Source organism: Methylibium petroleiphilum PM1, from assembly GCF_000015725.1.
Lineage (GTDB): Bacteria > Pseudomonadota > Gammaproteobacteria > Burkholderiales > Burkholderiaceae_C > Methylibium > Methylibium petroleiphilum.
This window is the reverse complement of sequence record NC_008825.1, coordinates 1,082,639-1,107,824: the sequence shown is the minus strand read 5'-3', so window position 1 is coordinate 1,107,824 and position 25,186 is coordinate 1,082,639. Positions and strand designations below refer to the sequence as shown.

20 protein-coding genes are annotated in these 25,186 nt (G+C 70.7%); 8 read left to right on the top strand and 12 right to left on the bottom strand.

Annotated features, from left to right (window positions below; translation table 11 throughout):
- Positions 1–183: 183 nt before the first annotated feature.
- Positions 184–924, bottom strand: coding sequence for an aldolase (locus MPE_RS05175; protein ID WP_011828636.1), 741 nt, complete (start codon positions 922–924; stop codon positions 184–186).
- A gap of 93 nt (positions 925–1,017) precedes the next feature.
- Between MPE_RS05175 and MPE_RS05170 the strand changes: the two genes are divergently transcribed.
- Both MPE_RS05170 and MPE_RS05165 read left to right on the top strand, forming a co-directional pair.
- Positions 1,018–1,965 (top strand): GAF domain-containing protein, encoded by a 948-nt coding sequence (locus tag MPE_RS05170; protein WP_011828635.1) that lies wholly within the window; start codon positions 1,018–1,020, stop codon positions 1,963–1,965.
- Positions 1,966–2,004: 39 nt separating this feature from the next.
- Positions 2,005–2,853, top strand: a complete 849-nt coding sequence (locus tag MPE_RS05165) for a PA4780 family RIO1-like protein kinase (protein WP_011828634.1) — start codon at positions 2,005–2,007, stop codon at positions 2,851–2,853.
- A gap of 27 nt (positions 2,854–2,880) precedes the next feature.
- Here MPE_RS05165 and MPE_RS05160 read toward each other — a convergent pair whose 3' ends face one another.
- From MPE_RS05160 to MPE_RS05135, 6 genes are all read right to left on the bottom strand, one after another.
- The gene (locus tag MPE_RS05160) at positions 2,881–3,882 is read right to left on the bottom strand and encodes a TFIIB-type zinc ribbon-containing protein (RefSeq protein WP_041929544.1); all 1,002 of its coding nucleotides are present in this window, start codon (positions 3,880–3,882) and stop codon (positions 2,881–2,883) included.
- A 7-nt stretch (positions 3,883–3,889) separates the two neighbouring features.
- The gene (locus MPE_RS05155; protein ID WP_011828632.1) at positions 3,890–4,648 is read right to left on the bottom strand and encodes a general secretion pathway protein GspB; all 759 of its coding nucleotides are present in this window, start codon (positions 4,646–4,648) and stop codon (positions 3,890–3,892) included.
- A 7-nt stretch (positions 4,649–4,655) separates the two neighbouring features.
- Positions 4,656–6,347 (bottom strand): ExeA family protein, encoded by a 1,692-nt coding sequence (locus MPE_RS05150; RefSeq protein ID WP_011828631.1) that lies wholly within the window; start codon positions 6,345–6,347, stop codon positions 4,656–4,658.
- Positions 6,348–6,411: 64 nt separating this feature from the next.
- Positions 6,412–7,533 carry an NAD(P)/FAD-dependent oxidoreductase gene (locus MPE_RS05145; RefSeq protein ID WP_011828630.1) on the bottom strand — a complete coding sequence of 374 codons (1,122 nt, stop codon included), beginning with the start codon at positions 7,531–7,533 and terminating at the stop codon, positions 6,412–6,414.
- Positions 7,534–7,605: 72 nt separating this feature from the next.
- Positions 7,606–8,115, bottom strand: a complete 510-nt coding sequence (locus tag MPE_RS05140) for a polyhydroxyalkanoate granule-associated phasin (RefSeq protein WP_011828629.1) — start codon at positions 8,113–8,115, stop codon at positions 7,606–7,608.
- A gap of 132 nt (positions 8,116–8,247) precedes the next feature.
- Positions 8,248–8,808: a hypothetical protein gene (locus MPE_RS05135; RefSeq protein ID WP_011828628.1), complete on the bottom strand. Its 561-nt coding sequence runs from the start codon at positions 8,806–8,808 to the stop codon at positions 8,248–8,250.
- Between the two features lie 152 nt (positions 8,809–8,960).
- On the opposite strand from MPE_RS05135, the gene MPE_RS05130 reads away from it, so the two are divergent.
- From MPE_RS05130 to MPE_RS05115, 4 genes are all read left to right on the top strand, one after another.
- Complete coding sequence (locus MPE_RS05130) at positions 8,961–10,331, top strand: cache domain-containing protein (protein ID WP_011828627.1); 1,371 nt, start codon at positions 8,961–8,963, stop codon at positions 10,329–10,331.
- Positions 10,331–10,984 carry a response regulator transcription factor gene (locus tag MPE_RS05125; protein ID WP_011828626.1) on the top strand — a complete coding sequence of 218 codons (654 nt, stop codon included), beginning with the start codon at positions 10,331–10,333 and terminating at the stop codon, positions 10,982–10,984. The genes MPE_RS05130 and MPE_RS05125 overlap by 1 nt, the downstream gene beginning before the upstream one ends.
- Before the next feature lie 163 nt (positions 10,985–11,147).
- The gene (locus MPE_RS05120; RefSeq protein ID WP_011828625.1) at positions 11,148–13,214 is read left to right on the top strand and encodes a carbon starvation CstA family protein; all 2,067 of its coding nucleotides are present in this window, start codon (positions 11,148–11,150) and stop codon (positions 13,212–13,214) included.
- Positions 13,215–13,245: 31 nt separating this feature from the next.
- Entirely contained in the window at positions 13,246–13,464 is a 219-nt protein-coding gene (locus MPE_RS05115; RefSeq protein ID WP_011828624.1) for a YbdD/YjiX family protein, read from the top strand.
- 121 nt (positions 13,465–13,585) lie between these two features.
- On the opposite strand, the gene cphA is transcribed toward MPE_RS05115, so the two are convergent.
- Complete coding sequence (gene cphA / locus MPE_RS05110) at positions 13,586–16,153, bottom strand: cyanophycin synthetase (RefSeq protein WP_011828623.1); 2,568 nt, start codon at positions 16,151–16,153, stop codon at positions 13,586–13,588.
- Between the two features lie 67 nt (positions 16,154–16,220).
- Positions 16,221–18,386, bottom strand: a complete 2,166-nt coding sequence (locus MPE_RS05105) for a cyanophycin synthetase (protein WP_041929543.1) — start codon at positions 18,384–18,386, stop codon at positions 16,221–16,223.
- A gap of 182 nt (positions 18,387–18,568) precedes the next feature.
- Here MPE_RS05105 and MPE_RS05100 point away from each other — a divergent pair, with 182 nt between their 5' ends.
- A complete protein-coding gene (locus tag MPE_RS05100) occupies positions 18,569–20,881 on the top strand; it encodes a cyanophycin metabolism-associated ABC transporter (RefSeq protein WP_041929542.1) in 2,313 nt (770 codons plus the stop codon).
- Complete coding sequence (locus tag MPE_RS05095; RefSeq protein WP_049820765.1) at positions 20,878–21,369, top strand: cyanophycin metabolism-associated DUF1854 family protein; 492 nt, start codon at positions 20,878–20,880, stop codon at positions 21,367–21,369. The genes MPE_RS05100 and MPE_RS05095 overlap by 4 nt, the downstream gene beginning before the upstream one ends.
- Here MPE_RS05095 and MPE_RS05090 read toward each other — a convergent pair.
- The 3 genes from MPE_RS05090 to MPE_RS05080 all read right to left on the bottom strand — a co-directional run bounded on the left by MPE_RS05090 (position 21,366) and on the right by MPE_RS05080 (position 25,179).
- Positions 21,366–22,352: a GGDEF domain-containing protein gene (locus MPE_RS05090; RefSeq protein WP_148210893.1), complete on the bottom strand. Its 987-nt coding sequence runs from the start codon at positions 22,350–22,352 to the stop codon at positions 21,366–21,368. The genes MPE_RS05095 and MPE_RS05090 overlap by 4 nt on opposite strands.
- Positions 22,353–22,673: 321 nt before the next feature.
- On the bottom strand, positions 22,674–23,138 hold the full coding sequence (locus tag MPE_RS05085) for a VOC family protein (RefSeq protein WP_011828618.1): 465 nt from the start codon (positions 23,136–23,138) through the stop codon (positions 22,674–22,676).
- A 13-nt stretch (positions 23,139–23,151) separates the two neighbouring features.
- Entirely contained in the window at positions 23,152–25,179 is a 2,028-nt protein-coding gene (locus MPE_RS05080) for an acetyl-CoA carboxylase biotin carboxylase subunit (RefSeq protein WP_011828617.1), read from the bottom strand.
- Between the last annotated feature and the right edge of the window lie 7 nt (positions 25,180–25,186).

The window sequence follows — 25,186 nt, the reverse complement described above, 5'->3', positions numbered from 1 at the left end:
GATGCTTCGCGGGAGAGTGGCAAGGAGGGCCACGCACCACCGTCACGGCGGCGTCGGCACGGCATGAACCTTAAAGTTCACGGGCCACCCCACCCAAGCACGTAGTTTCCCTAGGCGTTTTTGTACCGCGCCAGAACAGCTTTCACGGCCGCGGCAGACGCGCGGCCCGCTGCGCTGCGGAGGCTAGGGCACGGTGCGCCGCAGCGCCTCGAAGAACAGCTCCGACTGCAGCCGCTCGCCCAGCGTCTGCTGCGCCACGTGCGCGGCGATGGTCGGCGCCACCGGGGCCAGCGGCCGGCCTGTCGAGCCGGCCAGCACCTGCGCGGCGCAGGCACGCTCCAGGTAGTAGAGGTCGTCGTAGGCATGCGCCATCGAGGCGCCGCAGACCACCACGCCGTGGTTTCCGAGGAATACCACGTCGGCCCCCTGCATGGCACGTGCGATGCGTTCGCCCTCCGATGCATCGAGCGCGAGACCGTTGTAGTGCGCGTCGACGGCCACGCGGCCTTGGAAGCGCATCGCGTTCTGCGACAGCGTGGTGTCGAGCGCCCGATCGACGGTGAGCGTGAGCGCGGTCGCGTACGGCATGTGGGTGTGCAGCACGCAGGCCTGGCCGGCGATGCGGTGGATGGCGGCATGGATGAACATCGCCGTGGGCTCGACGTCGTGGCGGCCTGCCAGCCGGGCGCCCTGCACGTCGATCATCACGATGTCGTCGGCGCCGATCTCGCTCCACAGCAGGCCGCGCGGATTCAGCAGGAAACGGCCGGAGCCGTCGGGCAGTTCCACGCTGAAATGGTTGCACACGCCTTCGGCCAGGCCGTGAAGCGCGGCGGCCCTCAGCGCCAGCGCCAGGTCGGCGCGCAGCCGCGTCACGGCGGCGGAGTGGAAGTCTGCGTGCTGCTGCGGATCGGTGCGGCTCATACGGGCCAGTCTATCGGCTCGCCGGCATCCGGCGCGACCGGCCCGTGCTGGCCTGCAACTTGCACGAGCGCTGCACACCCTCCAGGACGCGCCATGTCTGCCACCTTCATCAAGGCCGCCGAAGTCTGGATCCCCAGCGCCGACGGCACGCTGCTCGAGTTCGGCTGCGGCGGCTTCGGCCCGGCGCGCAGCTTCGCGACGATCAGCCGCTCCATGTGCTTTGGCCGTGGCGAGGGACTGCCCGGCCGCGCCTGGGAAGAAGGCCGCCCGGTGCTGCTGCGGCAGTTCGAGGGTTCGATCTTCCAGCGCACCGCCGCCGCCCGCACCGCCGGCATGGACTGCGCCATCGCCCTGCCGCTGTACCTGCACGACCGTCTCACGTCGGTGCTGGTGGTGTTCTGCGGCCACGTGCCCGGACAGGCTGGTGCCCTGGAACTGTGGCACCACGACCCGCGCATCACCACCGACATGACGCTGGTCGACGGCGCCTACGGCCCCGGCGCTCAGGCCTTCGAGGCGATCTCCCAGGAGACCTACCTGCCGCGCGGCGTGGGGCTGCCGGGCCTGGCCTGGCAGCGCGGCGAGGCGGTGTTCGTCGAGGATCTGCCGGCCGCGCCCGGCCGCTTCCTGCGCAGCGAGGAGGCCGCAGCGGCGGGCCTGCTGCGCGGCCTGGCGATTCCCGCGGGCTCGCGGCTCGCCGATCGCCACGTGGTGGCCTTCCTGGCGAGCGCGCGGCTGCCGCTGGCGCACCGCATCGAGCGCTGGGTGCCCGACGCGGCGCAGTCCGAACTGCGGAGAGTCGAGGCCTTCAGCGAACTGCACGGCGGCCGCTCCTCGGGCATCGCCCAGCTGCCGCTGTCGTCGACCGGCAGCTCGCTCGTCAAGGCCCTGCAGCGCGGTGTGCCGGTGATCAACGACTTCCCGGCCGACGAGCCGGGATCGCCCGCCGCTGCCGCGGTGGGCATCGGCGCGACGGCGCTCGTGGCGATCCCGGTGGTATGGGAGGACGCCGTGGTGGAGGTCGTGGCGCTCTACCTGTAGTCGCGCCGGACCCGCCGCGACGCGGCGCAGAATGCCGCGATGAAACCCCCCAAGCGACTGCAGTCCCTGATCGAGGAAGGCCTGATCGACAGCGTGGTTCGCCAGCTGATGAGCGGCAAGGAAGCCATGGTCTACGTGGTGCGCTGCGGCGACGAGACGCGCTGCGCCAAGGTCTACAAGGAGGCCACGGAGCGCAGCTTCCGCCAGGCGGTCGACTACACCGAGAACCGCAGGGTCAAGAACACCCGCCAGGCCCGCGCCATGGCCAAGGGCACGCGCTACGGCCGCCAGGCCCAGGAAGCGGCGTGGCAGAGCGCGGAGGTCGACGCGCTCTACCGGCTGGCCGCCGCCGGCGTGCGTGTCCCGCGCCCTCACAACTTCCACGACGGCGTGCTGTTGATGGAACTGGTGACCGACGCCCATGGCGATGCGGCCCCGCGGCTCAACGACGTGGCGTTCACGCCGGAGGAAGCGCGCCGCCACCATGCCGCGCTGCTGGCCGAGGTGGTGCGCATGCTGTGCGCCGGCGTCGTGCACGGCGACCTGTCGGAGTTCAACATCCTGCTGGCCGCCGACGGCCCGGTGATCATCGACCTGCCCCAGGCGGTGGACGCCGCCGGCAACAACCACGCGAGCCGCATGCTGCTGCGCGACGTGAGCAACCTGAGCGGCTACTTCGGCCGCTACGCGCCCGAGCTGCCGCGCACCGACTTCGGCCCCGAGATCTGGGACCTCTACCAGCGCGGCATGCTGCATCCCGACGTGGTGCTCACCGGCCGCTTCGACCGCAGCACCGCGGCGGTCGACCTGGGCAGCGTGCTGCGCGAGATCGAGGACGCGCGCGCCGAGGAGGCGGCCCGCCGGCAGCGGCTGCAGACGGTGGTGTGAACGCCCGAGGTCGGGCTCGCGCCCGGCTCAGGACCACATCCACCACGCCCACCACAACAGCAGCGCGATGAACACCGCTCGCAGCGGGTTGGTGCGCCGGGTGAACCAGGACAGCAGCTCATCGTCGTCCTCGTCGCCGCCATGCCGGCCCGCGGTGTCGGCGCGCATGCGCAGGATCCACTCCCGCTGACGCGGCAGGTCGGCCGACAGGGCCGCCATGCGGCGCGCCACCGTGTGCGGCGCCGGCTTCTCGGCATGCGCCTGGAGTTGCGGCCCGAGCACCGCCACCTGGCGGTGCGCATCGGCCAGTCGGCTCACCGCCAGCGTGGCGCCGCACTGCGCGCACTGCATCGCCTGCCCGGGCGCCAGCGCCGCGCCGCAGGCCCCGCACTGCAGCGCCCCGCGGTGGGTTGCGGTGGCGTGCACGGGGTGGTCTTCGGTGGCGCCTTCCGGGTCCAGCGCACGCGCCAGCCGGGCGACGTCGAGCAGGCTCGGCACCGAGCGGCAGTGGCCGCACTGCGCGTCACCGCCCGCGATCGGCGCACCGCAGTTCACGCAGTCGATGTGGCCATCGCGCCGGATCAGCGCGGCCCGGTCGGCCGACGACAGCGGCCGCACCAGACCTTTCTCGAACAGGAACTCCGCGAACGACTGGTAGGCGCCGTGCCGCTTCGGGCATTCGAGCTGCAGCGAGCGGCCCCAGCGCGAACGGTTGTGCACGGTCTTCAAGCCGCTGCGGCAGCGCGGACAGGCGGCCTGTTGACGCAGCGGCTGGTGCGCCAGCGACTGGGCCTGCGCCATGTGACCGATCAGTTCCAGGATCGCCGGTCCGTTGAGGCGCGCGGACTCGATGACATCGAACCACACCAGATGGCAGGGCGCGCAGAGGTCGACCTCCACCGCCTGCCCGTAGTGCCCGCGCAGCGCCAGCACCTGCATCGGCCCCTGGCAGTTGCCGCAGATCAGCGGCGGCGCCCCGGCAGGGCCAGCGGCGGGGTGCGCCGGATTCGAGGGGTTGGTGGCCGACACGCCAGCGTCAGTAGGTGATCTCGTAGCGGTAGCCCTTGAAACGCAGCACCGCGGCCTTGAGCTTGATCTGCTCGAGCACGAGTTCGGGACCGAGCTTGTCCTTCTCGTGGAAGATCTGGCCGTTGATGATGAGGAAGCGGTTGGCCGCCTCCGCGGAGTAGATCGAGCCGCCGACCGCGATGGCCGGCAACTGACGGCGGATGTCGTCGGGCAGTTCGGCGACGGTGTGAACCCGGCCCTCCGCCGCCACCGGAGCGGCCGGCTTCTCGGCAGGCGCCACTGCGGGCGCTGTCGCCGGCACCGCACGGCGGGTCGTTGCCGGTACGTCGCGCACCACCGGCGCGGGCGGTGCTGGCGGCGCGATCGCGAAGGCCGGGGCCTCGGCGCGCGGCGGCGGGGCCGGAACCGGCACCGTCGGGGCGGGCGGGATCGCGGGGGGCGGTGGCGGCGCCGGGGCCACCTCGGGAGCCGGAGCCACCGCGGGCGCCGTCGCCACCGGCGGTGCGGCCGTCTCGACCGGTGGCGGCGGTGTCACCACGGCCTCCTTCGTGGTATCGCGACCGAGCAGCAGCCACAGCAGCGGGCCGATCAGGCCCACCGAGGCACCGACGATGATCCACAGCCAGGGTCGGGGACGCGAAGGCGAGCCGGCCGCCATCGCGGCCGAATCGGGCGGCACCGGCTGCGCATGCAGGTCGGGCAACGCGCCGCGTTCGCGATCGCGTTCGGCGTCGGCCTTGCGGAGGGCTTCGAGGATGTAGGACATCGGTACGTCACTCGGTCTGCAGGCGGGGCTCGTCCACGCCGGTGGCGCGGTTGAGCTGCATCAGTGTGATCGGCCCGGCCAGACCATCCGGTGCCAGACCCTGGGTGGACTGGAAGGCGGCGATGCGCGGCTTGAGCGCCGCCGCCGACGTCTCGCCCGGTGCGGCGTCGCCGGCCGCGGTGGCCAGCCGTGCGGCCAGCCAGTCGGCGGGGATGGCCGCCTTGCCCGCCGCGGCAACGGTGTAGCCCGGCGGCACGCGCCACAGTGTCGTGAAATCGCCGCGCCACAGGCGCGTGAAGGAACCGAGCGTGAGGGTCTGCGCGACGCCGCCCATGCGCAGCGTCGCGCTCTGCGCCGTGAGGCCGGTGAGCTGTGCATAGACCGGCTGCCCGGCCGCGTCATTCAGGCTCACGATGCCGGGCCGACCGAGCAACCGCACCAGCGCGAGATTGCTGCGACCCGCGTGGCAGTGCACCTGCTGCGCCGGCACAAGCAGGCACGGGTCGCCGTCGTCGGCCAGGCTCAGCTTCCAGGCCGGCGCCAGCTCCCGCAGCGCCTCGTTCGGGTCGCGCACCAGGGTCTTGAACTGCGCCTGCAGATCGGCAGCGGCCAGCGCCAGCGGCGCCGGCGCCGAGGCAGCCACCGAGGCGGCGGCCGCCGGTGGCGGGGCCACCGCCGCGGTAGAGGCCGCCGCTTCGGGCGCCGGCTTCGCCGAGGCCGCGACCGCCGTCACCGCGCTCGCGGCGCCGCGTTCCGATGACGACCGCCCGCCGCCGAGCATCCAGCTGCCCGCCGCGAACAGCACGGCGCCGCCGACCAGGCCCAGCCCCAGCACCGCCGGACGCCGCTGCAACCAGCGGCGCGGGTTCATCGGCGACGGGGTCTCGAACACCTCGCGCGCGGCCTTGTCGACGATCTCGCGCCGCACGCGGTGCGCGCCGGACGAATAGGCGCCGAGCAGCGCCCGGTCACACAGCAGGTTGATGCGGCGCGGCACGCCGCGCGACAGCTGGTGGATGCGCTGCACCGACTCGCGATCGAAAGGCAGCGCGCGGTTCAGGCCCGAGATGGTGAGTCGGTGCCGGATGTACTGCAGCGTCTCGGTCTCCGTCAGCGCCTCGAGGTGGTAGCGCGCGATCACGCGCTGCGCCAGCTGCTCCAGTTCGGGCCGCGCCAGCATCTGGCGCAGCTCGGGTTGCCCGATCAGCACGATCTGCAGCAGCTTGCGCTCGTTGGTCTCCAGGTTGGTCAGCAGGCGCAGTTGTTCCAGCACGTCGGCCGACAGGTTCTGCGCCTCGTCGATGATCAGCACGTTGCTCTGTCCGACCGCATGGGTCTGCAGCAGGAAGCGATTGAGCGGATCGAGGTAGTCCTTCACCGTGGCCGCGCCGGGGCCCGGGTGCGCGTAGGGGATGCCGAACTCGTCGCACACCGACTTCAGCAGCTCCTCGACGGTGAGCTTGGGGTTGAAGATGTAGGCGACGTTGCAGCGCTTGGGCACCTGCTCCAGCAGCAGGCGACACACCGTGGTCTTGCCGGCCCCGATCTCGCCGGTCAGCAGCACGAAGCCGCCGCCGCCGCGCACGCCGTAGAGCAGATGGGCCAGCGCCTCCCGGTGCCGCTCGCTCATGAAGAGGAAACGCGGGTCGGGCGCGATCGAGAAAGGCTCCTGGCTCAGGCCGAAGAATTGCGCGTACATGGTGCAGAGGATACTTTCCGGCGGAGCCGCGGCCTTCCGGGCCGGTTCTGCTCGAGGCAGCGGCTCACGCAGCCAGGCGCCGCAGCGTCTCGTCGGCCAGCGCGAGGCTGGCCGTCAGGCCCGGCGACTCGATGCCGAGCAGGTTCACCAGGCCCTCGATGCCGTGCTCGGCCGGGCCGTCGATGCGGAAGTCGGCCGCCGGCTCGCCCGGGCCCGACAGCTTGGGTCGCACGCCGCTGTAGGCCGGCTGCAGCGCGCCGTCGGGAAGCGCCGGCCAGTAGCGGCGGATCTCCGCATAGAAGCCATCGGCGCGCCGAACGTCGACGCGGTAGTCGAGCGTGCCGTCACCGCCCGCGGCGGCGGGACCGGGCTCGACCCATTCCACATCGGGCCCGAAGCGCGCCTGGCCGCCGAGATCGAGCGTCAGGTGGACGCCGAGGCCGGCCACCTCCGGCATCGGGTAGATGAGATGCGAGAACGGCGCCCGGCCCGGCAACGCGAAGTAGCTGCCCTTCGCGAACCGGCCCGGCGGCTGGAAGGCCGGCGCCAGCCCCTCGGTGCGCCGTGCGAGCGCCGGCGCCCACAGCCCGGCGGCATTGACGACGATGCGCGCGCCCAGCGTCATGCCGGCTGCCTGCACACGGTGCGGTCGCCCGACCTCGATGCGCTCGACGCGCGAGGCCAGCGCCACCGCGCCGCCGGCCGACTCCAGGTCGCCCTGCAGCGCGAGCATCAGGCCGTGGCTGTCGACGATGCCGGTCGACGGCGACAGCAGTGCCTCGCTGCAGGCGAGCGCGGGTTCGAGCGCACGCGCAGCGTCCGGCGTCAGGAGTTGCAGGTCGTCGACGCCGTTGTCGGCCGCACGCCGGCTCAGCGCGTGCAGCGCCGCATGCTGCGTCGGCCCGGTCGCGACGATCAGCTTGCCGCAGCGCCGGTGCGCGATGCCGCGCTCGGCGCAGTAGGCGTAGAGCGCCGCCTTGCCGGCCACGCACAGCCGCGCCTTCAGCGAACCGGAGGGGTAGTAGAGGCCGGCATGGATCACCTCGCTGTTGCGCGCGCTGGTGACGGTGCCGATCGCGGTCTCGCTTTCAAGCACCACGGTCTCGAAGCCGCGCCGCGCCAGCGCGCGACCGACCGCCAGCCCCACGACCCCGGCCCCGACAACCACCGCATCGACCTGATCCATCCGCGCGCCCTCCCCGCCCGCCGGGTGCCCCGGCCTGAGATGCTACGGCCGGCCACGCCGGTGCCTGGCGACTCAGCGCCGGCTCGTCTTCTTGGCCGAGCCGAGCCGGCGCGCGTTGGCGGTCGCGGTGCGGTGTACCGGCGCGAGCGCGCTGTGGGTCACGCGCGCCGCTGCATCGGAGGCACGCTGCAGCGTCGGTGCGCGCCGCATCACCGTGCTGACCAGCGTCTTGTGGCGACGCATCGCCTGGGCCGGCGTGCGGCTGCCAGCCAGCGCGAAGGCGTTGTTCATGATCGCCAGCCAGCCCTGCAGGGCCTGGGCGTTGAGCGTCTGCACCGCCGGAGTCCAGGCGCGACCCAGGGCGGCAGCAGATTGCGAGAAGGCGTCCAGCTTCTCGCTGCCCATCAGCGCGAACTCGCGCTGGTCGGCGGCCGACGGCAGCGGCCCGGCCGACGCCATGCGCGCGCTGCGGGTCGCGATGACCTGGGACGACGCGAGCAGCATCTCCTGCGTCTTGCTCGCGACGCCCAGCCACAGACCGATCGGGAAGAACATCGCAGCGGGAAGGTCGGTGGATTTCATGAAAGCTCTCGGGTCCAAAGGTTCAGGTATGCGGGTACCGGGTGACGCAGGGCTTACATCGAGTCCCGGATCGACATCGACAGCGAAAAAAAGCCGGCGCGAGGCCGGCTTGTCGGGAACGTGTCAGGCGGCTCAACTCTTGCCGTAGCGGGCCTTGGCATCGGCCACGCAAGTCGACTTGGCGTCGCCTGCGAGCGCATCGCACTTCTCGGCCTCGACCTTGTAGTTGGCCTCGCGCTTCTCATCACGCGCCTCCATCTGCGCCTTGCCGGTGGCGCTGACCAGCTTGGCATCGGCGCGCGCCTTCGTGTGGGCCGCCTTGGCTTCCTGGACGCACACGTCCTTGGCGTTGCCGGCGAGATCGTCACAGCGTTCCTTCGCGACCTCGTAGGCGGTGTCGGCCTTCACCTCGGCCACCTTCGCGCGGTCGCCGGGCTTGCCGGTGTACGCGGCCTCGAGCTCGGCCTTGGCGACCTTCTCCTTGGCCTCGGCCTCTTCCTCGCAGACGTCCTTGCCGTTGCCGGACAGGCGGTCGCAGGAGGCCTTGGCGAGCTTGTAGTCGGCGCCGATGCGGTCCTTGGCGGCCGAGTACTCGGCCTTGCTCATGCCGGCCGCGAAGGCGGGCGAGGCTGCGAATGCGGCGGCGGTACACAGGGCGAGAAGAGCGGGCTTGAATCGAAGGGGGGTGTGCATGAGGACTCCTGAGGTCGGGATAACGTGTGCGGAGTATTTGCGCCGCGCGCCGCGCCGGACATCGGACGCCGCCGCGAGCGCGGGTAGCGGCTGTCCTACAGGGCCCTGCGGCAGACCGCCCGCCCTGCCGCTGTGGATACCATCCACGAAACATGCGACTCAAGAGCAAGATCGTCCTCCTCGCCGTGGTGCCGCTGCTGGCGTCGATCGTGCTGATCGCGCTGGCCGTGCGCCACCAGGAGCGCGCGCTGGCGGCGCGCGAACGCGAGCTGGTCGAGAGCGCCTACATGAGCTCCAAGCGCACCGAGCTGCGCCACTACGTCGAGCTCGCGCGCAGCACCATCGCGCCGCTGTACGACTCGGGCGACGACAGCGAGGCCACGCGCCAGGCCGCGATGAAGCTGCTGGCGTCGCTGGACTACGGCACCGACGGCTACTTCTTCCTCTACGACCTGCAGGGCCGGAGCCTGATGCACCCACGCCAGCCCGAGCTGGTGGGCAACGACCTGTGGGAGCTGCGCGACGAGGCGGGCCACCCGACCATCCAGCAGCTGATCGCCAAGGCGAGCGAGGGCGGCGGCTTCATCGACTACCTGTGGCGCAAGCCATCCACACGGCAGACCACGCCCAAGCTGGGCTACGTGATCGCGCTGCCGCGCTGGAACTGGATGCTCGGCACCGGCCTCTACCTCGACGACGTGCAAGCCACGATGGCGCAGCTGGACCATCAGGTGGCGGCCAACATCGAGACCACGTTCCTGTGGATCGCCGGCATCGCGCTGTCGGGCATCGCGCTGATCACGGTGTGCGGCCTGGCGCTCAACCTCAGCGAACACAAGGAGGCCGACGCCAAGCTGCGCCAGCTCGCGCAGCAGGTGGTGCAGTCACAGGAGTCCGAGCGCGCCCACCTCTCGCGCGAGCTGCACGACGGCACCAGCCAGACGCTGGTGTCGATCAAGCTGCTGATCGAGTCGGCGATCGAGCAGATCGAGCGCGAGCCGGCCCAGGCCGCCGTGCCGCTGGAGCGCGCCGCGGTGCGCCTGGCCGACGCGCTGACCGAGGTGCGGCGCATCTCGCACCGCCTGCGCCCGGCGATGCTCGACGTGCTGGGCCTGCCCGCAGCGCTGGAGCACCTGGGCCGGGAGTTCGGCGACCACAGCGGGCTGGCGTTCTCGATGCGCATGCGCGGGCCGTCGATCGAGTTGCCGGACGACGTGAAGACCGTGCTGTTCCGCGTGACGCAGGAGGCGCTGACCAACATCGAGAAGCACGCCGCCGCGCAGTCGGTGCGCATCCGGCTGGCGTTCCGGCCCAGCGGCCTGCGGCTCGCGATCCTCGACGACGGCCGCGGCTTCGACCTCGCCGCGGTGCAGCTCGACCCGCGTCGCGGGATCGGCCTGCGCAACATGCGCGAGCGCCTCGCCTCGATCGGCGGATCGTTCCGCATCCGCTCGCGCAGCGGTCTCACCGAGCTGATCGCCGACGTGCCCGAGGCGCAGCTGCGCCGCCTGAAGGAGGCCTGATGAGCCACGAACCCGACGCGCCCCGCGTCCGACTGCTGATCGTCGACGACCACCCGCTCGTGCGCGAGGGCCTGCGCTCGCGCCTGCAGGCGATCGCCTGGCTCGAGGTGGTGGGCGAGGCCGGCAGCGCACGAGAGGCGCTGGAGCTGATCCCGCAGCTGCACCCCGGCCTGGTGCTGATGGACGTCGGCATGCGCGAGATCAACGGCATCGAGCTCACCCGCCTGCTGGCGCAGCGCCATCCGGCGGTGGCCGTGCTGGTGCTCAGCATGTACGACAACCCCGAGTACGTGCAGCAGGCCATGCAGGCCGGCGCCCGCGGCTACGTGCTGAAGGACGCGCCCTCGGCCGACATCATCGCGGCCATCGAGGCGGTGTGCGCCGGCGGCACCTTCCTGAGTCCGTCAGTGTCCAAGCGCCTGTTCCGCGGCCAGGCGCCGAAGCCGCTGGTCTCGCACCGGGAGAGCGAGATCCTCGCCTGCCTGGCCGACGGCCTGTCGAGCAAGCAGATCGCCGAGCGGCTGGACCTGAGCGTGCGCACCGTCGAGACGCATCGCCAGAACATCAAGCGCAAGCTGGGCATCGAGGGTCAGGCGGAGCTGATCAAGTACGCGGTCGAGCACGGCCGGCGCTACCGCGAAGACGAGGGCTGAGGTCCTCCCTCACCCCGGTCTGGTCCCTAAGTGGTCCCACGCAGCCCCCTACGTGGTGCGACGCTTGTTTCAGGATGCACCGCTGCGGACACTGACGCCCATTCCAGTGCATCCGGGTCGGACGACCACGGGGGCACGGCCCCTCAGTGTTCAGGAGACCCCCATGACCCATCTACGCAAGCACCTTCCCTGGGTGCTCGTCGCCATCGTCGGCGCGTTCGCGCTGGCGACCATCGCGCTGCAGCGCGGTGAAGCCATCAGCGCCCTGTGGGTGGTGGTGGCCGCCCTGTGCGTCTACCTCATCGCCTACCGCTACTACAGCCTGTTCCTGGCGACCAAGGTGCTGGGTCTCGATCCGAACCGGCAGACGCCGGCACACCGCCACAACGATGGCCTGGACTACGTGCCGACCAACAAGTACGTGCTCTACGGCCACCACTTCGCCGCGATCGCGGGCGCCGGTCCGCTGGTCGGCCCGGTACTGGCCGCACAGATGGGCTACCTGCCGGGCATGCTGTGGCTGCTGGCCGGCGTGGTGTTCGCCGGCGCGGTGCAGGACTTCATCGTGCTGTTCATCTCCACGCGGCGCGACGGCCGTTCGCTCGGCGAGCTGGTGAAGCAGGAGATGGGCACGGTGCCGGGCGTCATCACGCTGTTCGGCGCCTTCATGATCATGATCATCATCCTGGCGGTGCTGGCGCTGATCGTCGTCAAGGCGCTGGCGCACTCGCCGTGGGGTGCGGTCACCGTGGGCCTGACGATCCCGGTCGCGCTGTTCATGGGCATCTACAGCCGCTACCTGCGGCCAGGGCGCATCGGCGAGGTCTCGGCGATCGGCTTCGTGCTGCTGATGGCGGCCATCTGGCTGGGCGGCTGGGTGCACGAGCATGCGGCCCTGTCCGCGCTGTTCGACTTCGACGGCAAGGCTCTCACCTGGATGCTGATCGGCTACGGCTTCATCGCCTCGGTCTTGCCGGTGTGGCTGCTGCTGGCGCCGCGCGACTACCTGTCGACCTTCCTGAAGATCGGCACCATCATCGCGCTGGCGATCGGCATCCTGATCGTCGCACCGACGCTGCAGATGCCGGCACTGACCCAGTTCGCGCAGGGCAACGGCCCGGTGTGGTCGGGCAACCTGTTCCCCTTCCTGTTCATCACCATCGCCTGCGGCGCGGTGTCGGGCTTCCATGCGCTGATCTCGTCGGGCACCACGCCCAAGATGCTGGAGAACGAGACGCACGCGCGCTTCATCGGCTACGGCGGCATGCTGGCCGAGTCCTTCGTCGCGATCATGGCGCTGGTGGCGGCCTCGGTGATCCAGCCGGGCATCTACTTCGCGATGAACAGCCCGGCCGCGCTGATCGGCACGACGCCGGAGGCGGTGGCGCAGACCCTGTCGACCTGGGGCTTCGTGATCACGCCCGACGTGCTGATCCAGACCGCCAAGGACGTGGGCGAGAACACCATCCTCGCACGCGCCGGCGGCGCACCGACGCTGGCCGTGGGCATGGCGCACATCCTGCACCAGGTGGTCGGCGGGCCCGCGATGATGGCCTTCTGGTACCACTTCGCGATCCTGTTCGAGGCGCTGTTCATCCTGACCGCGGTCGACGCCGGCACGCGCGCCGGGCGCTTCATGCTGCAGGACCTGCTGGGCAACTTCATCCCGGCGATGAAGCGCACCGACTCGCTGCCCGCCAACCTGATCGCCACCGGCCTGTGCGTGGCGACCTGGGGCTACTTCCTGTACGCCGGCGTGGTGGATCCGCTGGGCGGCATCAACACGCTGTGGCCGCTGTTCGGCATCTCCAACCAGATGCTGGCCGCCGTGGCGCTGACGCTGGGCACCGTGGTGCTGTTCAAGATGAAGCGCCAGCGCTACGCCTGGGTCACCATCGTGCCGGCGGCGTGGCTGCTGATCTGCACGCTGACCGCCGGCTGGCTGAAGCTGTTCTCGCCGGATCCGAAGGTCGGCTTCCTGGCCCACGCGCAGAAGTTCGGCGACGCGCTGGCGCAGGGGACGGTGCTGGCGCCGGCCAAGTCGCTCGACGCGATGCGCCACATCGTGGTCAACGACTACATCAACGCCAGCTTGTGCGTGCTGTTCATGCTGGTCGTCGTGAGCACGGTGTTCTATGCGGTCAAGTCGATCTTGAAGGCGCTGGGCAACCAGTCGCCGACCGTGCGCGAAACGCCGTTCGAACCGATGCCGCAAGGCGCCGGCGGCTGAACGCTCGCTCTGCTTCCACAGCGCCCGCCCCATGGCCTCCGGCAGCTTCACCGGCTTGTTGCAAGACGTCGAGAAGGCGGGCCGCTACCTCGGCCAAGCCATGCGCCTGATGGTCGGCCAGCCCGACTACGAGGCCTACGCGGCGCATGCCAGGACGGTCCACCCGGACCGGCCGGTGATGAGCTACGAGGACTTCTTCCGCGAGCGCCAGCAGGCCCGCTACGGGTCGCGCACCGGCCGCTGCTGCTGAAGCCGACCGGCGAGCCCCGCCTCGTTCGTTTCCCCGGGCGCCTGGCAAAACCGGGCGTCCGGGACCTTGAAGCCGGCGCGCATGACGCGCCGGCCGTCCGGCAGGAGGTCGCGGCGGACGGTCAGCCCGCAGCGACGCGCCGCGCCAGGTGCGCCATCGCCTCCTCGACCTGATCGACCAGCACCAGGCAGAGCTCGCCCGGCTTCAGCCGATCGAGCGCGGTGTCGATGGCGATGAACTCGCCGTGGATCTCCTCGACGTGGCGGGTGCGCGTCGCGCCCCGCAGGCCCTCGCGCAGCAGCGCGATCACCTCGCCGTCGGCACGGCCGCGCTGCGCGGCGTCCTGATACAGAAGCACATCGTCGAACGCGGCACCGAGGATCTGGGTCTGCTCGCGGATGTCGTCGTCACGCCGGTCGCCGGCGCCGCTGATCACCACCGCGCGGCGCGTGGCCGGCATCGCGTCGACCGCGGCCACCAGCGCGCGCATCGCGTCGGGGTTGTGGCCGTAGTCGGCGATCACCGTCGCGCCCTTGAAGTCCATCACGTTGAAGCGGCCCGGCGCGTTGTCGGCGTCGTTGACGAAACTCGCGAGGCCGCGGCGCACCGTGTCCCAGTCGAGCCCCACGCCCCAGGCGGCGGCCACCGCCGCCATGGCGTTCTCGACCTGGAAGCCGATCGTGCCGCCGCGCGTGAGCGGGATGTCGCGCAACAGCAGCTTCTCGCGCCAGGCGCCCTGCGCCGCGACCAGCGCGTCGCCCTCGACGTAGACGGTGCGCTTGCCCTGCGCGCGGTGCGTGGCCATCACCGGGTGATGGCGATCGGCCGCGAAGAAAATCACGTCACCGGGGCAGGTGCCGGCCATCGCGGCGACGTTGACGTCGGTCGCGTTGAGCACCGCGTAGCCGCTCTGCGCCACGTTCTGCACGATCACCCGCTTGAGCACCGCCAGATCCTCGACGGTGGTGATGTAGTTGAGGCCGAGGTGGTCGCCACTGCCGATGTTGGTGACCACCGCCACCTGGCAACGGTCGAAGCCCAGGCCCTCGCGCAACACGCCGCCGCGTGCGGTCTCGAACACGGCCGCGTCGACATCGGGGTGCATCAGCACGTTGCGCGCGCTCTTGGGTCCGCTGCAGTCGCCGCTGTCGATCTGGCGGCCCTCGACGTAGACACCGTCGGTGTTGGTCATGCCCACGCGCAGCCCGCTGGTCGCGAACAGGTGGGCGATCAGGCGCGCCGTGGTGGTCTTGCCGTTGGTACCCGTCACCGCCACCACCGGGATGCGGCCGTCGTCGCCGTGGCCGAACAGGTGCTGGATCATCGCCTCGCCGACGTTGCGACCCTTGCCGAACGAGGGCGACAGGTGCATGCGCAGGCCAGGCGCGGCGTTGACCTCGACCACGCCGCCGCTCTGCTCTTCGAGCGGGCGACCCACCGTCTCGCACACCACATCGACGCCGCAGATGTGCAGTCCGATCATCTGCGCCGCGGCGACGGCGCGCGCGGCCACCTCGGGGTGCACGTCGTCGGTCACGTCGGCGGCGGTGCCGCCGGTGCTGAGGTTGGCGTTGTTGCGCAGGATCACGCGGCGGCCCTTCTCGGGCACCGAATCGGGCGCCAGCCCCTGCACCTGCAGGCGCGCGACGGCGATCTCGTCGAAGCGGATCTTGGTCAGCGAGGTGGCATGCCCGGTGCCGCGCCGCGGGTCGGCGTTCACCAGATCGACCAGTTCGCGCACCGTGTGCACGCCGTCGCCGATGACGTGCGGCGGCTCGCGGCGCGCCGCCGCCACCAGCCGGTCGCCCACCACCAGCAGGCGGAAGTCGCTGCCGGGCAGGAACTTCTCGACCATCACGTCGCCGATCTCGGCCGCGGCCTTGAAGGCCACATCGAGGTGGGCGCGGTCGACGATGTTGACCGTGACCCCCTTGCCCTGGTTGCCGTCCTGCGGCTTGACCACCACCGGCAGGCCGATCTCCAGGGCCACGGCCCAGGCCTCGTCGGCGCTCGCCACCAGCCGGCCGATCGGCACCGGCACGCCGGCGGCACGCAGCAGCGTCTTGGTGAGGTCCTTGTCCTGCGCGATGGCCTCGGAGACAGCGCTGGTCGAGTCGACCTCGGCGGCCTGGATGCGGCGTTGCCGCGACCCCCAGCCGAACTGCACCATGCTGCCCTGCGTCAGGCGGCGGTAGGGGATGTTGCGCGCCAGCGCCGCATCGACGATCGCGCCGGTGCTGGGGCCCAGGCGCACGTCCTCGTCGGTCTCACGCAGGCGCGTGATCGCCGCATCGACATCGAAGCCGCGAGCGTGCAGTGCCGCATCGATCAGTTCGCGGGCGAGGTCGAAGGCCAGTCGACCGACCTCTTCCTCGCTGTACTCGACGACGACCTGGAAGACACCGGGATCGACGGTCGCCGAGGTGCGGCTGAAGGTCACCGGGCAGCCGGCCTGCGCCTGCAGCGCCAGCGCCGCCGCCTCGAGCAGGTGGGCCAGCGAGACCGGCACGCCCGGCACCGCGGTACGCAGCGCGCCGATGGTCGGGAACAGTGCCCGCAGGCGCGCCTCGAGACCGACCGGATCGGCGATCTCGCATTCGGGCGCGGTGCACGAGACGATCGCCTCGATCGCGGTGTGCCGGCTCCACAGGTTGGGGCCGCGCAAGGCACGGATGCGGGAAACTTCCATCGCTGCTGCTCTTCGGGTGGTTCGGGCAGATCGCCGTTCGCGTCGATTGTCGGGGCCCCGGCGGGGCTCAGTGCGTGGTCTTCGGTTCGAGCTGGAAGGTCTCGATGCCGGCGGCCGCCAGTTCGGGCGCGATCCCCAGCGCCCAGGCGGCGGCGATGGCCGCCAGCATGGTCTCCGGCGGCACCTCGGCCATGCGGCCACGGGTGAATTCGGGTCCCTGCGTCTCGACCCCGCCGGTGGCCAGGATCGCGCGGCCGTGGCGCAGGAACACGGCTCGCCCGCCCTGGGCGCGCTGCGCCTGCAGGACCGGTGTGGCTGCGTCGACGCCGTAGAGGATCACCTCGCCGTCGCACAGGCCGGCCAGTTCGGCCACCCGCTCGTCGTCGGCATTGAGCACCGCCACGCCGTCCGGCAGTACCACGTCGACCTGGGTGCGCAGCACCTTGAGCATCTGGTCGGATTCGCGAATGTCGAACGCCGTCAGCGCCGCGGCGCCGTCGAGGTCGGTGACGACGCCGACCTGGCAGCGGTCGTAGGCGAGGCCGTCGCGCAGGATGGCCTCGGCGCCGTTCTCCACCACCGCCACCTCCACCTGCCGGTTGATCAGCAGCCGGTGGCTGGCTTCCCAGTGCGCGCAGTCGCCGTGCTCGATCCGGCGTCCGCCGAGGAACAGGCCGTCGCGGCAGGCCAGCCCGACGTGGCGGCCGCTCAGGTGCACCAGCCAGGCCACCAGCCGGGCGATGGTGTGGGTGCCTCGGGTCCCGGCCACGCCGACGATGGGAATGCGCCCGCTTTCCGTTTCGGCGAACAGGTGGTCGATGATGGCTTGGCCGACCGGCCGCGGCATGCCCTCGGCCGGCCGCAGGTGCATCAGCAGCCCGGGGCCGGCGTTGACCTCGACGATCGCGCCGCCCTGCTCGGCCAGCGGGCGCGAGATGTCCTCGGCCACGACGTCGACGCCGGCGATGTCCAGGCCCACCACGCGCGCGGCGAGCGACACGATGTGGTCGACCTCGGGGTGGACCTGGTCGCTGCAGTCGATCGCGACGTTGCCGTTGCGCTGGATCAGCACGCGGCGGCCGCTGGCCGGCACCGCATCGGGCGCGAGCCCCTGGCGCTGCAGGTCGGACAGCACCGCGCCGTCCTTGTCGGTCTCGATCAGGCCGAGCGGGAAGTCCTCGGTCTCGCCGCGCCTCGGGTCGGTGTTGATCTGGGCGTCGACCAGCTCACTCACCGTGGAACGGCCGTCACCGGTGACCCAGGCGGTCTCGCCGCGCGCTGCGGCCACCACCCGGCCGCCCACCACCAGCAGGCGGTGCTCCTGGCCGGGCACGTGGCGCTCGACCATGACCTCGCTGCCGTGCAGGTCGGCATAGGCATACGCGGCCTCGATGTCCTCGCGGCTGGTCAGGTCCAGCGTGACGCCGCGGCCGTGGTTGCCGTCGGTCGGCTTCAGTGCCACCGGCAGGCCGATGTCCTGCGCCGCCTCCCAGGCGGCCTCGACGCTGTCGACGACCTCACCCTCCGGCACCGGCACGCCGCAGGACTTGAGCAGACGCTTGGTCAGGTCCTTGTCGCCGGCGATGCCCTCGGCGATGGCGCTGGTGCGGTCGGTCTCGGCGGTCCAGATGCGGCGCTGGCGGGCACCGTGGCCGAGCTGCACCAGGTTGCCGTCATTGAGGCGGATGTGCGGGATGCCACGTTCGGTGGCGGCGCCGACGATGGCGGCGGTGCTGGGCCCGAAATAGGTGTCGTCGACCTGCTCGCGCACGCGGGCCACGGCCGCAGCGACATCGAAGGCCTCATCGTTGATGGCGGCCATCAGCAGCCGGTGGCCTTCGGCCAGCGCCGCGCGCGCGACCTGCTCCTCGCGGGCGCGAAACACCATCCGGTAGACACCCCGCTGCGACGTGCTGCGAGTCTGGCCGAAACCGGTGGGCATGCCCGCCAGGTTGAGGAGCTCGATGACCACGTGCTCCAGCACGTGGCCGCACCAGGTGCCCTCCCGCAGGCGCTGCAGGAACCCGCCCCGCTCGCCCACGCCGCAGTGGTGCTCCTCGAGCGCCGGCAGCAGCGCGCACAGGCGCTCGTTGAAGCCGGGCAACAGATGGGAGGGGTGGTCTTCGAGCTCGCCGAGGTCGAGCCAGGTTTCCAGCACCGGACGGTAGGTCCAGATGTTGGGGCCGCGCAGGTAATTGATGCGGAGCAGTTGCAGGTCGTTTTTCTTGCTCATTTTCGGCGGGGACGAGGCGCCCGGGCAGCCCAGGACCGACGCACGATTGTGCGCCCGACCGGCTCCTTGGCACCACGCTCCGGGCCGCATTCCATGCGGCACGCCAACCCGGCATCGGTCAGAATCTCGGGCCCTTCCGAGGGATTGAGGGCCGCCTTGTGGGTCTTCGAGAACAAATCAGAATGCATCATCACCATCCAGTCGGCGTCCCAGCGGACGGGGCCTCCCCCGCGCGCATCGCGCTCCAGTCGCAGCTCGCACCGGAAGAGAACGTGCTGGCGACGCTGGAGGTTGACCTGGACGCACGGCTGCATTTCGGCGCCGGGCTGCTGGCGCTCACCGACCGCCGCCTGCTGGTCCGCGAACCGGGCGCCGCCGCCTGGCAGGTCTGGCCGCTGGACAGCGACCTGACGCTGCGCCACACCGACCACGCCGGGGTCGGCAGCCTGGAACTGCACGATCCGGCAACCCGGCGCGCCGGCTGGCGCTTCACGCTGCGTCACAACGTGCAGGCGCTGCGCCTGCTGAAACTGTTCGAATTGCAACAGACCCGCCAGCGCACCGGCGAGTCGCCCGGCGACGACGGCACGCTCTGCCCCAGCTGCCAGGCGCCGCTGCCGCCCGACAGCGACGACTGCCCGCTGTGCGCCCGGGAGCTGAACACCCCGCCCTCGACCTGGGTGCTGCTGCGGCTGTGGCGCTTCGCCCGGCCCTACCGCAAGGAGCTGGCGATCGGCTTCGGGCTGACGCTGGCCTCGACCGCGGCGACGCTGGTGCCGCCCTACCTCACCATCCCGCTGATGGACGAGGTGCTGATCCCGTTCCAGAACGGCCAGCAGATCGACCCAAAACTGGTGCTGATGCTGCTGGGCGGCCTGCTGGCGGCAGCGCTGGCGGCCTGGGGCCTGAGCTGGGCGCGCACCTACCTGCTGGCGCTGGTGTCCGAGCGCATCGGCGCCGATCTGCGCACCACCACCTTCGAGCACCTGCTGCGGCTTTCGCTCGACTACTTCGGTGGCAAGCGCACCGGCGACCTGATGGCGCGCATCGGCTCCGAGACCGACCGCATCTGCGTCTTCCTGTCGCTGCACGCGCTGGATTTCGCGACCGACGTGCTGATGATCGGCATGACCGCGGTGATCCTGGCCTCGATCAACCCCTGGCTGGCGCTGGTGACCCTGCTGCCGCTGCCCTTCATCGCCTGGATGATCCACCTGGTGCGCGACCGTCTGCGCACCGGCTTCGAGAAGATCGACCGCGTGTGGTCCGAAGTGACCAATGTGCTGGCCGACACGATCCCCGGCATTCGCGTGGTGAAGGCCTTCGCCCAGGAACAGCGCGAGGCCGACCGCTTCCGCGACGCGAACCAGCACAACCTCGCGGTCAACGACCGGCTCAACAAGACCTGGAGCCTGTTCTCGCCGACCGTGTCGCTGCTGACAGAGGTGGGCCTGCTGGTGGTGTGGGCCTTCGGCATCTGGCAGGTCAGCAAGAACGAGATCACGGTCGGCGTGCTGACCGCCTTCATCGCCTACATCGGCCGCTTCTACGGCCGGCTCGACTCCATGAGCCGCATCGTCTCGGTCACGCAGAAGGCGGCCGCCGGGGCCAAGCGCATCTTCGACATCCTCGACCATGTGTCGAACGTGCCCGAGCCTGCCCATCCGCAGCCGATCGGTCGGCTGCAGGGCCGCATCGAGCTGGCCGACATCGGCTTCCGCTACGGCTCACGCACCGTGATCCGCGGGCTGCAACTCGACATCCGACCGGGCGAGATGATCGGCCTGGTGGGCCACAGCGGCTCCGGCAAGAGCACGCTGGTCAACCTGATCTGCCGCTTCTACGACGTGACCGATGGCGCGATCAAGGTCGACGGCACCGACATCCGCCGCTTCGGCGTGGCCGACTACCGGCGCCACATCGGCCTGGTGCTGCAGGAGCCCTTCCTGTTCTTCGGCACGATCGCCGAGAACATCGCCTACGGCAAGCCGGGCGCCACGCGCGCCGAGATCGTGGCCGCGGCCCGCGCCGCGCATGCGCACGAGTTCATCCTGCGGCTGCCGCAGGGCTACGACTCGCTGGTCGGCGAGCGCGGCCAGGGTCTCTCGGGCGGCGAGCGCCAGCGCATCAGCATCGCGCGCGCGCTGCTGATCGACCCGCGCATCCTGATCCTCGACGAGGCCACCTCCTCGGTCGATACCGAGACCGAGAAGGAAATCCAGAAGGCGCTCGACAACCTGGTGCAGGGCCGCACCACCATTGCCATCGCGCACCGCCTTTCCACGCTGCGCAAGGCCGACCGGCTGGTGGTGATGGACCGCGGCCGCATCGTCGAGGTGGGTCCGCACGACGCGCTGATGGCGCAGCGCGGTGCCTACTGGCGGCTCTACGAGGCGCAGCTGCGCCGCGTCGAAGGCGACGACGGCGAGGCGGCGCTGGACCAGCCTTCGCCGTCGACACTGTCGCCGTCGGCCCACCCGACCGAACTCGCATGAACGGAGCGCCCGCGATGGACGAGAACCGCGACCTCCGGCTCGAACGCAACGCCTTCGGTCGCCTGGTCCTCACGGCCGCGGACGGTGCGGTGCACGACGGCGTGCTGCCGGTGCGCGCCTTCCCGATCGCCGCGCCCGACGAAGGCGTGTCGATCGTCGGCGCCGACGGGCGCGAACTGCACTGGATCGAGCGCCTGAGCGCCCTGCCACCGTCCCCGCGCGCCCTGCTGGAGGCGGAGCTCGCCAGCCGCGAGTTCATGCCGACCATCCTGCAGATCAGCGCCGTGTCGACCTTCTCGACGCCCAGCAGCTGGACGGTCGAGACCGACCGCGGCAGCACGAGCTTCGTGCTCAAGGGCGAGGAGGACATCCGCCGGCTCGGCAACGGCGCGCTGCTGATCGTCGACAGCCACGGCATCCAGTTCCTGGTGCGCGACCGCCTGGCGCTGGACCGGCGCTCGAAGAAGCTGCTGGAGCGCTTTCTCTAGGACCGGTTGACGCCGCCGGTCACGGCATGCCGTGACAGCAGCGACGGCGCCGTGACGCGATTGCGACCCTCGCGCTTGGAGGCGTAGAGCGCCTCGTCGGCACGCGAGAACCAGCTCTCGCCGTTGTCGCTGGGCCACAGGTCGGCGACGCCGAGCGACACCGTGATCTGCCCGACCTGCTGCTCGCTGTTGCGGCGGCGGATGCGGCTGTTGGCGATCGAGGTGCGGATGCGCTCGGCCAGCTCGACCGCGCCCTTGAGCGGCGTCGACGGCAGCAGCAGTGCGAACTCCTCGCCGCCGATGCGGGCGGCCAGGTCGTCGTTGCGCACGCTCTCCTTCAGCACCCGCGCCACCGCCATCAGCACCTGGTCACCGAACAGATGGCCGTGGGTGTCGTTGACCAGCTTGAAGTGGTCGATGTCGACCAGCACCAGCGACATCGCCGCCTCGCGGTCGGCCAGGAACTTGGCGATGTGCTGCTCGAAGGAGCGGCGGTTGTGCAGGCCGGTCAGGCTGTCGGTCTGTGCCTCGCTGCGGGCGGCAGCCACCTCGGCCCGTAGCTGCGCGATCTCGCGCTGGTTCACGTCCAGCCGGCTCTGCAGCTGGCGCATCGCTTCCGACATCTCGCGCGTGCTGTCCACCACGCCCTGCAGCACCGCGCCACCGTTCGCCTCGCGATCGAGCTCGGCCTGCCACTGCGACAGCGACTGGTCGAAGGCCGAGGTGCGGTCGGTCGCCTCCAGCGCATCCTGCTCCATGCTGCGCAGGATGCGGCGGGCGTTCTCGGCCACCCGCTCGGAGGTCTCGAGCCCGACCGGCGCGACATAGGCCTTGAACAGCCGGGCCACGTCGGCCTCGGTCAGGGCCCGCCCGTCGGCGGTGAGCCGCTCGATCTCGGCCTTCAGGTCGCTGCTGCGGCCCGACACATACTCGTACCAGACCGCGTAGTTGATGGGGTGCAGGGCGACCGAATGCTTGGCCATCTGCGGGAGCGCGAGCCTCAGAAGTTCGCTGCTCCGCTCGACACTGTCGGGGTAGTTGCCTGAGATCACTGCAAGCTCTTGTTGTCTAGTTGCTGCCGTGCCGACGTCCGCCTCGCCACCCGGCGCGCCACGCGCTGCACCAGGACGGCCGCCGCAGCGGTCAGGGGTCGGCGCGTCCTCCGCTCGCCTGCCTCCCCGACCTGTACTGCCCGCTCGGGGATGCGGCCGGTGGCACGGCTCCGACAACACCCTCCAAGTGACATGAGTCTAACAAGTTGCACCGCCGGCCCCCGGGTCATCACGGATACCGGAGCCAAAACCTCAGCTCAGCGCGGCCACCACGTCCGGCGGCGCCTGCACCAGCTCGATCAGCACGCCCTCGCCACCGACCGGGAACTCGTCGTTGCCCTTGGGGTGGATGAAACAGATGTCGTGACCGGCCGCGCCCTTGCGGATGCCGCCGGGCGCGAAGCGCACCCCGTTCTCGCTCATCCACTGCACCGCCTTCGGCAGGTCGTCGACCCACAGGCCCACGTGGTTCAGCGGCGTGGTGTGCACGGCCGGCTTCTTGTCGGGATCGACCGGCTGCATCAGGTCGACCTCCACCGCATGGGCGCCCCGGCCCATCGCGCAGATGTCCTCATCGACGTTCTCGCGCTCGGAGACGAAGTGCCCGGTGACCGACAGCCCCAGCATGTCGACCCACAGCGCACGCAGGCGCTGCTTGTCCGGCCCGCCGATGGCGATCTGCTGCAGGCCGAGGATGCGGAAGGGTTTGCTGCTCATCGCGGTCGCCTCCTCATGCAAAGCGGATGATCGGCTGGTCGACCGACAGGCTCTCGCCCTTGCCGGCCAGCACCTCGGCCACCGTGCCGTCCTGAGCGGCGATCAGGATGTTCTCCATCTTCATCGCCTCCACCACGGCCAGCTTCTCGCCGGCCACCACGGCCTGCCCCGGCTTCACCACCACGTCGGCCAGCAGCCCGGGCATCGGCGCGAGCAGGAACTTGCTGGTATCGGGCGGCGCCTTGTACGGCATCAGCTTCTGCAACTCGGCCGCACTCGGCGACAGCACCAGCGCGTCGATGCACAGGCCGTTGTGGTTGACGCGCAGGTCCAGGCCGCGCCGCTCGACCTGCGCCGTGAAGGGACGGCCGTTGCAGGAGCCGCCGATGCGCACCTCGCCGTAGCGCCAGTCGCTCTGGAATTCGTAGCGCTTGTCGCCCAGCGTGACCACCACCGACCCGTTGACGTGCACCTGCACCGGCCGGTGGGTGGAGGCCCCCTGCTCGCCGCGCAGCACGACCACGTAGTCGTCGCCGATGCGCAGGCCGTGCCCGGGCAGCTGCCCGGTGATGGCCGCCGAGCGCGCCAGGAACTTGCGGTTCACCGCTGCGGCCAGCGCGACGACGAAGTCCGGGTCCTCGTGCACCACGTCCGAGGCCTTGAAGCCCTTGGGGAAGTGCTCGGCGATGAAGCCGGTGTTGAAGTCGCCCGAGACGAAATCGGGGTGCGCCAGCAGCGCCGCCTGGAACGGGATGTTGCTGCTGATGCCGCGGATCACGAAGGCGTTGAGCGCCTCGCGCATCTTGGCGATCGCGTCGAGCCGGTCCGTCCCGTGCACGATGAGCTTGGCGATCATCGAGTCGTAGTACATCGGGATCTCGCCGCCCTCGTAGACGCCGGTGTCGACGCGCACGCCGCCGTCCCAGGGCATCGGCAGCGCGGCTTCCATCGTCTGCACCGGCGGCTGGTAGCGCACCAGGCGGCCGGTCGACGGCAGGAAGTTGCGGTACGGATCCTCAGCGTTGATGCGGCACTCCATCGCCCAGCCGGTGCGCCGGATGTCGGACTGCGCGAACGGCAGCTTCTCGCCGGCGGCCACCCGGATCATCAGCTCGACCAGGTCCACGCCGGTGATGCACTCGGTGACCGGATGCTCGACCTGCAGCCGCGTGTTCATCTCGAGGAAGTAGAAGCTCTGGTCCTTGCCGACCACGAACTCCACCGTGCCGGCGCTCTGGTACTTCACGGCCTTGGCCAGCGCCACGGCCTGCTCGCCCATCGCCTTGCGCGTGACGTCGCTGATGAACGGCGACGGCGCCTCCTCGATCACCTTCTGGTGGCGGCGCTGGATCGAGCACTCGCGCTCGTGCAGGTAGACCACGTTGCCGAACGAGTCGCCGAGGACCTGGATCTCGATGTGGCGCGGCTGCTCGACGAACTTCTCGATGAAGACGCGGTCGTCGCCGAAGCTGTTCTTCGCCTCGTTGCGGCAGGAACTGAAGCCGTCGAAGGCCTCCTTGTCGTTGAACGCCACGCGCAGGCCCTTGCCGCCGCCGCCGGCGCTGGCCTTGATCATCACCGGGTAGCCGATGCCCTGGGCGATCTCCACGGCGCGCTCGGCGGAATCGATCGCGTCGTTCCAGCCCGGGATGGTGTTGACCTTGGCCTCGTTGGCGAGCTTCTTCGAGGCGATCTTGTCGCCCATCGCCGCGATGCTGTAGTGCTTGGGCCCGATGAAGACCAGGCCCTCCTCCTCGACGCGGCGCGCGAAGTCCTCGTTCTCCGACAGGAAGCCATAGCCGGGGTGGATGGCCTGCGCGCCGGTCTGCTTGGCCGCCGCGATGATCTTGTCGGCCACCAGATAGGACTCGCGGCTCGGCGCCGGCCCGAGCAGCACCGACTCGTCGGCGAGCTCCACGTGGCGCGCGTCGCGGTCGGCCTCGGAATAGACCGCGACCGTCGCGATGCCGAGCTTCTTCGCGGTCTTGATCACGCGGCAGGCGATTTCCCCGCGGTTGGCGATGAGGATCTTAGTGAACATGCCTGGC